Source organism: uncultured Hymenobacter sp. (assembly GCF_964242765.1).
Classification (GTDB): domain Bacteria; phylum Bacteroidota; class Bacteroidia; order Cytophagales; family Hymenobacteraceae; genus Hymenobacter.
Map to the genome: position 1 here is coordinate 1 of NZ_CAXTBM010000031.1, position 13,184 is coordinate 13,184.

Genomic DNA, 13,184 nt, shown 5'->3' on the forward strand with positions numbered 1-13,184 from the left:
GTAAGGGCTTGGTGAACGAGCGCCTGCAACTGGCCGCGGCTGCCCGCGTCGACCGGTTCAAGAACTTCGGCACGGCCTTCTCCCCTCGTGTTTCGGCGGTGTATTCGGCGGGCCCCGACAAGCAGCACAACCTGCGCGCCAGTTTCAGCCGCGCCCTGCGGGCGCCCGCGCAAGACAACCAGTACATCCGCCTCGATGTGGGCCGGGCCATCCTGCTGGGCAACGTGGAGAACGGGTATCGGGGGTACACCACTACGCTAGCCACTCAGTTGCCCGGTATTCTGGCCCCAACCCGGGCCGCCGACCTCGCCACCTACGAGTACCAGGCCGACCCGCTGAAGCTAGAGCAAGTGAATAGCGCCGAAGTGGGCTACCGCGCCCAACTCACCCCGCAGCTGTTTCTGGACGTGGACTACTTCTACAGTGTCTACAACGACTTTATTGCTATCCAGAATTCCATTAGCAACGTGGACGGTAGCCGGCCTACGGCCCTGCAGATTGCCGCTGCCGCCCTCAGCCGCTTCCAGAGCCCCGCCAACCCGACCCGGGTTATCCAGATTGCCGCCAACGTCGACCAGCAGGTGCGCACCAACGGCGCCGGCCTGACCTTGAACTACACCTTCTCGCCGAGCTTTATTTTGAGCGGCAACTACAGCTACAACGAGCTGCTGACCACTAATTTCAAGCCTGGTACGCAGTCGTTTTTCAACACCCCCAAGCACAAATTCAACCTCGGGGCCAGCGGCCAAGCACTGGAGCGCAAACTAAGCTACACGCTCAACTACCGCTGGGTGGAGCGCTTCCTCTACGAATCCACCTTCGCCACCGGCACGCTGCCCCGGGCGCAGGTAGTGGATGCCCAGTTGGGCTACACCATACCCGGCCTGCATACTACCTTTCAGGCCGGTGGCACCAACTTATTTAACTCAACTAACTACCAGGTGTATGGCTCCCCGAGCTACGGCCGGCTGGTGTATGTGGGCCTGCTGTTCGAGGTAAAATAGTTACTTTTTTACCCAGCAGGGGTCAGCTCTTGGTTCTGCTCCGCGTGACCACCAGCAAGGCCCAGAAAGGGCAGCCAATGGCCATAACATCTTAGCAAGCAACTCTATGCCTACGGAAGCAGACGTTCTCATTATTGGTGCGGGGCTGGCCGGCTTGGTGGCGGCAGCAGAACTGGCGGATGCCGGCAAACGGGTGCTGCTGCTGGATCAGGAACCCGAGCAAAGTTTGGGTGGGCAGGCCTTCTGGTCGTTGGGCGGGCTGTTCTTGGTTGACACGCCCGAGCAGCAGCGCCTCGGTATTCGGGATTCCTACGAGTTGGCGCTCCAGGACTGGCTGAGCACGGCTGCCTTCGACCGGCCCGAAGACGCCTGGCCCCGCCGCTGGGCCGAGGCGTACGTGGCGTTTGCGGCCGGTGAGAAACGCGCGTGGCTGCACCGGATGGGGTTACGGTTCTTCCCCATTGTGGGGTGGGCCGAGCGCGGCGGCTATGGGGCCCTGGGGCCCGGCAACTCGGTGCCCCGGTTCCACCTGACCTGGGGCACGGGGCCCGGCGTGATGGCCCCGTTTGCGCAGCGCGTCCGCGAAGCAGTGCAGCGCGGCCTTGTCACCTTGAAGTTTCGCCACCGCGTGACGGAGCTGACCGTTACCAACGGCGTTGTGGACGGCGTCCAGGGCCAGATTCTGGAGCCCAGTTCGGTGCCCCGCGGCGCAAAAAGCTCCCGGCGCGCCGTGGGCGACTTCACGCTGCGGGCCCAAGCCGTCATCGTAACGGCCGGGGGCATGGGGGGCAACCACGCGCTGGTGCGCCAACACTGGCCCGCCCGCATGGGCACGCCACCCGAGCGCCTGCTCTCGGGCGTGCCCGACCACGTCGATGGGTTGATGCTGGGCATCAGTGCCGCGGCGGGGGGGCACCTCATCAACCAAGACCGAATGTGGCACTATCCCGAGGGCCTGGAAAACTGGAATTCCATCTGGCCCCAGCACGGCATTCGCGTTTTGCCAGGCCCGTCTTCGCTGTGGCTGGATGCGTGTGGCAACCGCCTGCCCGGCCCATTGTACCCCGGTTTCGATTCGCTGGGCACCTTGCAGCACTTGCGGCAGACCGGCTACGACTACAGCTGGTTTGTCTTGACGCAGAAAATTATCCGCCACGAATTTGCCCTTTCCGGCTCCGAGCAAAACCCGGACTGGACCAACAAAAGCTGGCGCCAAAGTTTGGGCCGGGCCTTTGGTAAAAAAGCAACCGCTCCGGTAGAGGCGTTCAAGCAGCACGGCGCGGATTTCGTGGTGCGCAACACCCTAGCCGAGTTGGTGCAAGGCATGAATACCTTAACGGCTGAACCCCTCATCAACCTTGAGGCGCTAGAGCGGGAAGTACGCGCCCGCGACCAACAGCTCGACAACCCCATCAGCAAGGACGGCCAGATAACGGCCATTCGCGGGGCCCGCGGCTACATAGGCGACAAGCTGATTCGGACGGCCAAACCCCACAAGCTACTCGACCCAATATATGGCCCCCTGATTGCGGTTCGGATGCACATACTCACCCGCAAAACGCTGGGCGGACTGGAAACCGACCTTTCGGGCCGGGTGCTGGGCCCGGAAGGGCAACCCGTGCCGGGCCTGTACGCAGCGGGAGAGGTGGCGGGCTTTGGGGGCGGCGGCATGCACGGGTACCGGGCTCTGGAAGGCACGTTCCTGGGCGGGTGCCTTTTCTCGGGGCGCGTGGCGGGCCGGGCCGCGGGCCAAGAAACGCTGTGAACAGCCCATTAAGTAGCCGCGGGGCCTCCCTTCTTAGGTGCGTCACCTAGCCCAATCCAAGGCCAGATGCTAGCAGGCTCTGCATTAGGCAATTTCTAGCTCAGTCGTCATCGTCGTCGCGGCGCCTTTGTTCCAGCTTTAGGAAGGCGCCGCGGCGGGGCGCCGGCACCACGGAATTCTCGCCTTTGATGGCTTTCCACACTACCTCGGTTAAATCCAGATCGGGGGCGGCGTCTTCGGAGGCGAAGTTGAAATGCTCGGAGCGCTCGGCGCTTTTGTTCCAGGCAGTGTTGCGGGCTTCCAGATTTACGCGGGCGGCTTTCACCTGGTAGGGCGCCAGGTTGGGCGTGGCCTGGAAACAGTTGTAGAGCGGCAAGGCGGCGGCATCGTACTGGCTCATGGGTGGCAAGCCCAAAATCAACTCCATAGTCCGTAGCACGCCCGAGGTGGAATACATGGTGTGGTCGACGGCGCCGCGCCGGGTGTAGGGACTAATGACGAAGGCCGGTGAGCGGTGCGCGTCTACGTGGTCGGGCCCGTTCTGGGCATCGTCTTCCAGCACAAAAATCACCGACTCTTTCCAGATGCTGCTTTTGGTGAGGTGCTCCACGAACTGCCCCAGCGCCAGATCGTTGTCGGCTACAGCGGCGGTGGGCGTGAACTTGCCTTTGCGCTGCCCACTGGTGTGGTCGTTGCCGAGCCGAATGGTGTTGAAGCGCGGCACAGCGCCTAGCGCTAGCAGCGAGTCGAAGTCTTGCTGCCAGATGCGCGTCCGCTCCACATCCTTAATGTCCATGTCGAAGCCCGGCGACTTTAGGGCAATGTGGCCTTCCAGCGACTTGAGCGTGGCTTTGCCGTCGCCAGCAAACTCGCCGTAGCTGCGGTAGCTTAAACCGGCGCGCTGGCAGTAGTCCCAAATGTAGCCGTCGCGAGGGTAGGCAATTTTGCGGCTGCCTTCGTAGTCGTAGGTGCCGCCGCGGCCGCCGTAGGAGGTGGGCCAGGTTTTCTCGGTGTAGTCGGTGGCGTAGGCGGCCATGCTCCAGTTGTGGCCGTCGGCGCTGACTTCGGCATTCACGTAGAAGTTGTCGAGCAACACAAACTCGCGAGCCAGCGCGTGGTGATTGGGCGTAACTTTCTCGGGAAAAAGGCACAGCGTGGTATCGCCGTTGCCTTCTTTCATGTCGCCTAGCACTTGGTCGTAGGTACGGTTTTCCTTGATAATATAGAACACGTACTTGATGGGCGACTTCTCGCCGACACGTCGTGGCACCGGGTTGCCCGCCTCGCCTTTGGCCTGCTCTTCGAGCTGCTTGGTGAACGGCGAGTTGGCGTATACCTGCGCCGAGTACGCTTTCAGCTGGTCATCCTTTGGCTGGTCGATAAACGAGAGCATGCCCTTGAACAGGCCACCGATGTACTGCACTTCCGGCGCGCCGGCCACGCCGGTGTGCGAGCCGCTGTTATCGGTTTTCTTTACTGGCTGCGGCCCGGCCGGGTTGGCTAGCGAGGAAAACCCTTTGCCGTTGGCTACCAGCACTTTCTTGCCGAGCGTTTTCACGTTGGTTGGGTACCAGCCCGTGGGAATAAAGCCCTTGGACGAGCTTTTGCCGGGCACCGCTACATTGAACACGGCCAGGCAGTTGTTGTCGGCGTTGGCAATGTACAAGGTTTTCTCGTCGGGCGAAAGTGCCAACGCGTTGGTGGTCGAGCCCGTGAGCTTGGTGGGGTACATGGCCGTTGCCATTACTTCCAGCACTTTCCGGGTTTTGGTGTCAATCACCGATACCGAGTTGTCGTTGGCATTGGCCACAAACAAGATTTTGCCGTTGCCAGTCAGGATGATTTCGTTGGGGTGGCTCTCGGTGGCTATTTCCCCGGTTAGCTGCCCGCTTTGCGTGTCATAGAGGACAATTTTGTCGCCGCCCCACAGCGAGATATACAGCGTCCGGCGGTCGGGTGCCAGCACGCAGCTGTACGCCTCGTGCCCGAGCGCCACCTTCTTAATGGTCGCTTTGGTTTTTAAGTCAATTATGTAGAGCGAGTTGTCTTCCTTGGTGACGGTGTAGAGCAGCTGCCGGGCGTCGTCGAGGGCAATACCCGTGGGGCTGATTTTCTCTTTCGGCCAGGCTTGCCCCAGGCGCAGCGTGTCGGCGGAAGCTAGCTTCCGGTTGACGATGGAGTAGGCGACGACAAGGTTGTCGTTGCCACCCGAAGCGTACAGCTTTTTGCCGTCGGCGCTGAATTGCAGCCCGTACCAGGATTTCTTGATCGTTTGCTCGTCGAGCAAGGTGCCGGCTTTGGGGTCGATAAGCTGAATACTTTGCTTGCTTTGCCCGTTGTTGGTAACGGCCAGCAGCTGCCCCGAGCGGGACAGCTGCATGTTCAGAGGCAAGTCGCCTAGGGCCAAAGAAGTGCCGGCCGGCGTCAGCGACCAGCCGTTGGGCAGCAAAATCTGGCTGGCTTTGGGGTTGTTGGTGGGCTGCTGGGCACTAGCGGCCAAGGCCTGGGCCACTAGCAACAAGCCAAGACATACGCGGCGGGTACTACTCATAAAAGCGCTTCAGGTTACAAGTTTCAACTTCAAGCCTAGAACCCGTAGCGCAGGCCTAGCTGGAACTGGTACGGATTGCCGGAGGGCGCCACTACGCCGGTGTTGGGGTTCACATTGTAATTATACGTGTTGGTGGTTTGGTTGAAGCTGGCAATAGAGTAAATACTTTGGCTGCCCAGCGTTTCAATCACCCCGTTTTTCTTGCTCAAGAAATTGGCGGCGTTAAACAAATCCCCGGAAAACTCCACGTACTGCTTGTTGCCGAAGGTCTTGAAGCGCTTGGCCACCCGAATGTCGAACTGACCATAGAAGTCGTTGACGCCGCCGTTTCTTTCCGCCACTTTGCCGATGCTGCGGCGCACGTAGTCTTTCAAGCTAGAACTGGCATTCGGATTGTCCAGGATGCCCTGGATGCCGGTGCGCACAGCTTCTGGCACGCTCGGGTCGTTGGGGTCGAACACGTAGGCCAAGTCGTTGGAAGCCACAAAGTCGCCGTTCACGTTGCCACCCACCAGCAGGGAGTAGCGGGTGCCCCCGATGCCGGAATAGCGCAGTCCCACGCTCACGCCGTAGAAGGTAGGCAAGGTGCCGTACACCACCACTTTGCTGCGGAACTGGTTGTCGGAAGCCGTGATGTTGCGTAGGTCGCGCGGATCATCCCGGACCGGCAAAGCCAGGGTCGCGGTGTTGGCCACGTTACCGTTGTAGGAGGTGTTGTCCTGCGTGTCGTTGTAGGTGTAGCTAAACGACAGTTCACCGTCCTTGAAGTAGCGAAACGTACCGTCCAGCACAAGGGCATACTGGTTCACCTTACCGTCGCTGTTCAAGGCTAGCACGCGGCCTACCCGCTGGGTTTTGCGGCCCAGGGTCCAGTCGGCGGCCCCGTTAACGGTACTGATGGTAGTGGCTGGCACGTACACCCCGCGGTTGTCTTCGTTGGCCAGCCGGAAATACGGCTGGTCCACCATGTTGGCGTCGGTGTACATGTAGTTGTTGCGGGCCAGGCTCATGTAGGCGCTAACTCCTACCCGCAAACGCTCGGTCAGGAAACGGTTATACGAGAAGTTGGCTTTGTACACCACCGGTATCCGCACATCTTCCCGGTTCAGGTTGATGGTGGACAGGCGCTGCACGCCGGGTATGTCGAACAGCTCGGCGCCGGGCGTCGTGGACGGGTCGTTGCGGTAGCCGGGGAAGTTGGGAACCGGCACCAGGTTGGGCCGCGCCACAGAGTTAGTGATGTCCACCGAGGCCAGCTTGGTGCCGTCGAACACCATGTTGTTGATCATGGTATAGTTGAGGATGTCCGACCCGAAAATGCCGCCCCCCAGGCGCACGATGTCTTTTTTCCGCTCTCCCACGTCCCACGTGAATTGGGCCCGGGGCTGAAGCTGGAAGGTGTTCAGGGCATGGTCGGTTTTCAAGCCCAAATCCTCGAACACCACTTGGTTGAAGTTGGGCTTGTCGAGGTAGGTGGTGTAGTCGGCGCGGATGCCAGCCATTACGTCGAGGCCGGGCGCAAGACTGGTTTGCATCTGGGCGTAGAGGCCGGCGTTGAGGAAGTGCTGCTGCACGCTGGGATCCTCCACCAGCGGGATTTCGCGGGCATAGCGGTACGGGGCCAGCTTTTCGAAGTTGTCGAGGCCGGTATAAAAGAAGCGGCCGTTCACCTCGCTGCCGTACCTCGAATCCAGGCGGGAATACATCAAATCCGTCCCGAAAGTGCAGTTGATCTTGTCGGTGTTGTAGTAAAGGTTGTTGGTAAGCTGCGATACGTCACTGAAAAAGTATTCCGGAGCGTAGCGCTGCCCGCCGAGCTGAATAGAAGTGAAAACATTGCGGTCCGCAACCGATGACTGCACCCGGTCCACAATGGCCCGCGGAATAGTAGCAAAACCCGTCGGCAACTGGCTGCCCGATATACTTTCCACCGAAGCCGATAATTGTTGCAGCTTTAATTCATTGGTAATGCGCGGGCTTATAGTGGAGCGCAATGAAGCTAACGTACTATTGCTTTTATTGCGGCTGGTACCGTATACTTCGTATAAACTAATGGCTGTATTATCTCCGATATTTTGATTGTTTTTGTCGTAGATATAATTATTGCTGATCGTTAACAAATTCTTGTCGTTGATTTGAAAATCTAATCGCGCAAAAATTGCGTCGGTGTTTTCCTTTTTATCAAACGAGCCAAACTGCGGAGAACTAGCCACTCCATAATTAGTACGGGCAATAGTTAAATACCGGTCTAGCGTGGTTTGCGTAACGTTCAACCGTTGCTCGTCCGCTGCCCCCTGGATATCGGCAATCTGCAAGGGCCTGGCGTCGCGCTGGTGGTCGTAGGCCACAAAGAACTGCGCCTTGTCTTTGATGATGGGGCCGCCTAGCGAAAAGCCGTATTGGTAGGTGGAGAACGGTACGTTGCGCTCGTTGCCCCGAATATCGTAGGGCGAAGACAACTGGTCGGCCCGCACGAAAGAGAAAGCACTGCCGCTGAAGGTGTTGGTACCCGCTTTGGTAGCCGTGTTGATGGTGCCCCCGCCGCTCCGGCCGTACGTAACATCGTACTGATTGGTCACCACCTTGAATTCCCGCACCGCTTCAATGGAGATGGAATACGGGGCCCCAGTGCCCGCCGTGCCGCCAAACGTGGCATTTTTGGCCGTCATGCCATCAATGGTGTAGTTGGTGGAAGTTGCCAGTTGCCCGGAAATGCTGCCGCCCCGGCTTAACGGGGAAAGGTTGATCAAAGACGTGAAATTACGGCCGAGAACGGGCAGTTTACTGATATTTTGGGCGTTAACCGCCGTGGAGGCGCCGAGGTTGGGAATGTCGTTTTGCATGCTCGACCCGTTGACCACCACGGCATCCAGTACGTTGGCTGACGTTTGCATTTGCACGTCCAGCCGCAGGATGTCACTTAGATTCAGGGTGTAGCCGCTGCGGGTTTGGGTGCCGTACCCAATAAACGAAACCGTAATGGTGTACGGTCCGCCCAACGGCAGTTGCCGGAAGGTGTACTCGCCCTTGGGGCTGGTGCCGGTAGCGGTGGTAAATCCGGTTGCCTCGTTGCGCACCTGAATGGTAGCCCCCGGAATAGGCTCTTTGTTCTCGTCGGTGACGGTGCCACTAATGCCGGCTTGCGAAGTCTGCGCCAACACCACTGTACGCGTAAGGCAGAACAGTAAAAGCGAGAAGACACTGATCAGTTTCTGTATTTTTAGTATCATTTGCAGGACTTTTTTATGTCAGCCGCAAAAGTATTGGCGCTCTATTAAGAGAAGAGCACCGATGCATTATGAAATCATCACCAAAATCACTTCAATAAGTAGATAAGTGCCGCCACAATATTTTATTATCGAATTTAGTTTTATGTTAATTACTATTCGATTTTTTTAAATTAATAGAACTCGATAAAATGACATTTGAAGGCATAGAACCCTAAGACAAGTGGAAATATTTCACTAGTCATGCTCTCATTAATACCGAGCAATGCTGATAGTGGCGCGCAGTTAAATAAGGTTAAGTTATATTTATATTAAGCATACCATATCACAGGAAAAGAAGTCTTGGGCACTTTAGTTTTGTGCGGAGCTGGCTATTTTCTTTCCTGATGAATTCACAACCGTCGTTTTATTCCGGCTGCTTGGCTGTAGCGGCCAGCCTACTGGTTACGCCAATCGCTCTAGCGCAGCGCCCAACTACCACCGACTCGGCCCGTTTGGTTCGTATTCCTGAAGTCACCATCCTGGGCGGTCAACAAAACGAGTTGTTCACATCCATTCCCGGGTCGGTTAGCAAGGTGTCAGCCAAGGAAATTCGTTTGCTGGCCCCCGTAAGCAGCAACGAAGTATTTCGCCGGGTGCCGGGTTTGAACGTGGTTGATGAGGAAGGCATAGGCCTGCGGGCCAACATCGGCATTCGCGGCCTCGACCCCGACCGTTCGCGCACCGTATTGGTCCTCGAAGATGGCGTACCCGTGGCGCTGGCCCCCTACGGCGAGCCAGAACTCTATTACACGCCCGTCATCGATCGGATGACGGGTGTGGAAGTGCTCAAGGGCAGCGGCCAGATCCAGTATGGTCCCCAAACCATTGGTGGCGTTATCAACTACATTACGGCTGAGGCGCCCACCGAAACACAAACCACCCTACGGGTGCGGGGCGGCGGGCGCGGTTACTTCTCGGGCCTCGCCAGCTACGGCAATACCTTCGGCAATACCGGCTTGCTGGTGAGCTACCTGCACAAACGCGCCGATAATCTAGGACCGGTACGGTTTCGCCTGCACGATCTGACGGTCAAGCTCACCATTAAGCTCGACGAGCGCCAAGCCTTGCGGTTGAAGTTGGGCGCCTACGACGAATTCAGCAACGCTACGTATTTGGGGCTTACGCAAACCCAATACGAACGGGGGGGCGAAGATTACCAGTCCTTGGCTCCCGATGATCAGTTACCCATCCGGCGCTACTCGGTAAGCGCGAGCCACACTATCCGCTTCTCCGACCAAGTACAGCTCACCACTACTGCTTTCGGCTACACCACCCAGCGGAATTGGCAGCGCCAGGATTTTTCCCTCTCGCCCACGGCACCCAACCAGACGGGCGTGGTATGGGGCGACCCAGAAGTGCCTGAGGGCGCGGTATACATGCAAAACAGCAACGGGCACCGCAACCGTCAGTTTCAAGTGGCGGGCCTGGAGCCACGCCTGGCAGTGAAGTACGCCTTGGGCAGCCGCAGCGGCGAGCTAGCTACGGGCGTACGGGTGCTCCACGAGCGAGCCGACGAACAATACGTGGTCGGGAAGAAGGCGGCTGCCCGGGGTGGCGACCAGCGCGACTATGAAACTCGAACCGGCCTAGCTTGGAGTGCCTTTGCGCAAAACAAGCTGCAACTCACCAATCGATGGTCGGCCACGGTAGGTTTGCGGGGCGAGTCGTTTACTTATGAGCGCGACATTCGACGGGGCCTCTTTACCGTGAACGGCCGTTCGAATCAGGTCCGCGACACGCTGGTGGTAGCCACAAGCAACGTTATGGTCCTTATTCCGGGAGCAGGTCTGAATTACACGCTCAACGAGCGGGCCACTGTTTTTGCAGGGGTGCACCGCGGCTTTGCCCCCCCTCGCATCAAGGATGCTATTTCCGGCGCAGGCGTAGCCCTGCAACTGGACGCCGAGCTGAGTTGGAATTATGAATTGGGTACACGAGCGCAGCCATTACCTGGCTTGGAAACCGAAGTGACCGGCTTCGTAATGGACTTCTCGAATCAAATCATTCCGGTGTCGCAATCATCGGGGAATGCAGGGGCCGGTTTCCTCAACGGAGGTAATACCCGCCATCTAGGCGTGGAAGGTAGCCTGACGCTGGATTTCACCCAACTGCTGGCTTTAGCCTGGCCCGTCGAGTTGGACATGAAAGCGACTCACGTGAAGGCCACGTACACCGATGATCGTTTTGCGACCACGCCAAACAACGAATCTCGCAACATCAAAGGCAACCAAACACCCTACGCGCCGAATGTGCTACTCTCGGGCGGCCTGAGCACCGAACCTCTGCCCCGCCTGAATTTGCGCTTGACCGGCACCTATGCTGGCTCGCAATACACCGACGAACTCAACACTCGCGCCCCGGCTCCGCATGGCCGCACGGGTCGTCTACCAGGCTATGGGCTGCTTGACGCGACCGTACTTTATTGCCTGCCAGGCAACCATGTAAGTTTGAGCGTAGCGGGCAAAAACCTTACAAATGAACGCTACATCGCCTCGCGCCGGCCGCAAGGCATCCGTGTGGGCACTCCCCAGTTGCTCACTGTTGGTCTGGATGTAACCCTTTAGGCCATTCAGGTATCGGCAGTTCTACTGTATTGAAAAAATTATATCCCGGAAACAAGGCCGGTGCCAAAGCATCTTACTGGAGTGTTGTCGAACAAAGAAGACAACACCTCCGAATCTAGGGTATGCTTTTAGCTTAACGTGTTGCTAGACAATATGAAGGAGAAGAGGTAGGAATCGAGGCAAGCGGAGCCGTTCGTTTTCGCTTGCCCCTTCCGGTTGCCTTACAGGACGTGTAATCCGAGCATTATTCGCTGCTCTTACGATGCGTTAGCACCTTATCATGAGCAGCTAAGCTCGTTGACCACAAACTCGGAGGGTCTATTTTCTTTGCCATTGTTTGACAACACCCTATTTAGGCAAAAATACAACGATTCCGGGGTTAAGGAACTCGAAAAAGTGCTCGAACACAACCCTCCATACCCTTTGGCCTACTTCATGCCACTCCCCCACTGGTTGTAGGCAAGCCTTGAATACTGCCATTTTGGGCGCAACTAACCGGGCTGGCGACGGCTACAGAGTGGTGCCAGGATAGGTCAAGCAAAAGCAGTCTGGGTTGTGGCAGGGATTCTACGGCTGCCACTCGTCGTAGGAATGGGAACGAGGCAACTGTGTGGGGAGGAACCACCGGCAACCTGCTCGAAAGCGTGCTTTCCTTTGGGTTGGTGGCTTTACAGCTTCCGGTGACGGGCAAGTTGTTGGTCGAAGCTTATGTGGGCCTCATTCGTGAGGTTTTGTTGTTTATGCTAGCTGCCATCTAGCGAGGACATAAGGGTAGTACTATACTTTGTTTTAATAGGAGCTTAATACCGAATACGCATATTCGCCCCGTGCCTGCTTTGCTTACCACTAGTTTTCTGCTCCTTGACCGCGCTCGGCAATGCCTTTAAAAATCCTGTTATTATCACATCATTTCTTTCCCGACATCGGGGGAATTGAGGTGAATTCCGAAATCTATGCGCGGGCTTTTTCCGCTGCCGGGCATCAGGTGCGGGTGTTGACGTGGTCCACCTCAACCACCCCGGTATCCTTTCCCTTTGCCGTCATTCGCCAGCCGAGCAACCGGCAACTTTTTCAGCACCATGCCTGGGCTGATATCGTGTTCGAGAATAATCCTTGTTTGCGCTTGGCTTGGCCCAACGTATTTTTCGGCCGTCCTTCCGTCATTTCCCTCAATACGGAGCTCGACCGAACCGCGAGCGTGGCGTGGGCGAAATACGCCTGGCTGAAGCGGGCCACGGCAGTCATTTCAGTCAGCGAAGCCGTCCGCCAAAAGTGCTGGCCCGCCGCCGCAGTGATTGGCAATCCCTACCGCGCCAGCGAGTTCAAACACCGGCCCGAAATAGCCCGGACCGAGGCGTTTGTGTTCGTGGGCCGCTTGGTGTCTCAGAAAGGCGCGAACCTGGCCATCGTGGCTTTCCAGCGGGTGCTTAAGCGGCTACAAGAGCAGCGTCCGGGTTCGCCCAAGCCAACATTCACGCTCATCGGCGACGGGCCGGAACGAGCCGCTTTAGAAGCACTGGCCGTTTCTTTGGACGTACACCAGCACGTCCAGTTCCTGGGCTTTTCGCCGGGCCGAACCTTGGCCCGGCAATTGAACCGCTACCGCTATGTCGTGGTCCCCTCGCTCTTTGGGGAAGCCTTTGGCAATGTTGTCCTCGAAGGGCTGGCGTGCGGGTGCTTGCCCATTGTCTCCGACAGTGATGGCCTGCCGGATGCGGCCGGACCCGCCGGGTTGGTCTTCCCTCGCGGCAATGCCGAGGCGCTGGCGGACACGATCTGGGAAATTCTCCACAATCCCGCCCGGGAGAAAAAGTTGCGGCAGGCAGCAACGGCGCACTTAGCCGCGCATCAGCCCGCCCTCGTGTCGGCGCGCTACCTGCGCGTGCTAACGGCGGCAACGGCGGCCGGGTAGCGGAGCGGGCTGGTTGGACAAAGCAACCGTGTTTCTCCCGCGTTCTGCTGACCTGTAGCCCAAGAAAATCCGGCCGTCGTTTTGGCGACAATCAACCTTGCACTACGAGTGCCCACCTC

6 protein-coding genes are annotated in these 13,184 nt (G+C 58.0%); 4 read left to right on the forward strand and 2 right to left on the reverse strand.

Annotated elements, in window-relative coordinates:
• Positions 1-1,004, forward strand: a 1,004-nt coding sequence (locus ACFE7X_RS14050) for a TonB-dependent receptor domain-containing protein (protein ID WP_375436307.1), incomplete at its 5' end; no start/stop codon positions are given.
• Positions 1,005-1,110: 106 nt separating this feature from the next.
• Positions 1,111-2,769, forward strand: a complete 1,659-nt coding sequence (locus ACFE7X_RS14055; RefSeq protein ID WP_375436308.1) for an FAD-binding dehydrogenase — start codon at positions 1,111-1,113, stop codon at positions 2,767-2,769.
• A gap of 100 nt (positions 2,770-2,869) precedes the next feature.
• Here ACFE7X_RS14055 and ACFE7X_RS14060 read toward each other — a convergent pair whose 3' ends face one another.
• A complete protein-coding gene (locus ACFE7X_RS14060; RefSeq protein WP_375436309.1) occupies positions 2,870-5,320 on the reverse strand; it encodes a bifunctional YncE family protein/alkaline phosphatase family protein in 2,451 nt (816 codons plus the stop codon).
• Positions 5,321-5,355: 35 nt separating this feature from the next.
• Positions 5,356-8,550 (reverse strand): carboxypeptidase regulatory-like domain-containing protein, encoded by a 3,195-nt coding sequence (locus tag ACFE7X_RS14065; protein WP_375436310.1) that lies wholly within the window; start codon positions 8,548-8,550, stop codon positions 5,356-5,358.
• Positions 8,551-8,933: 383 nt separating this feature from the next.
• Between ACFE7X_RS14065 and ACFE7X_RS14070 the strand changes: the two genes are divergently transcribed.
• Positions 8,934-11,153, forward strand: coding sequence for a TonB-dependent receptor family protein (locus tag ACFE7X_RS14070; protein ID WP_375436311.1), 2,220 nt, complete (start codon positions 8,934-8,936; stop codon positions 11,151-11,153).
• 877 nt (positions 11,154-12,030) lie between these two features.
• Positions 12,031-13,065, forward strand: a complete 1,035-nt coding sequence (locus tag ACFE7X_RS14075) for a glycosyltransferase family 4 protein (protein ID WP_375436312.1) — start codon at positions 12,031-12,033, stop codon at positions 13,063-13,065.
• Positions 13,066-13,184: the final 119 nt, after the last annotated feature.

Coding starts and splice junctions, on each gene's coding strand:
- ACFE7X_RS14055 (WP_375436308.1), top strand. CDS start 1,111: ATGCCTACGGAAGCAGACGTTCTCATTATTGGTGCGGGGCTGGCCGGC.
- ACFE7X_RS14060 (WP_375436309.1), bottom strand. CDS start 5,320: ATGAGTAGTACCCGCCGCGTATGTCTTGGCTTGTTGCTAGTGGCCCAG.
- ACFE7X_RS14065 (WP_375436310.1), bottom strand. CDS start 8,550: ATGATACTAAAAATACAGAAACTGATCAGTGTCTTCTCGCTTTTACTG.
- ACFE7X_RS14070 (WP_375436311.1), top strand. CDS start 8,934: ATGAATTCACAACCGTCGTTTTATTCCGGCTGCTTGGCTGTAGCGGCC.
- ACFE7X_RS14075 (WP_375436312.1), top strand. CDS start 12,031: ATGCCTTTAAAAATCCTGTTATTATCACATCATTTCTTTCCCGACATC.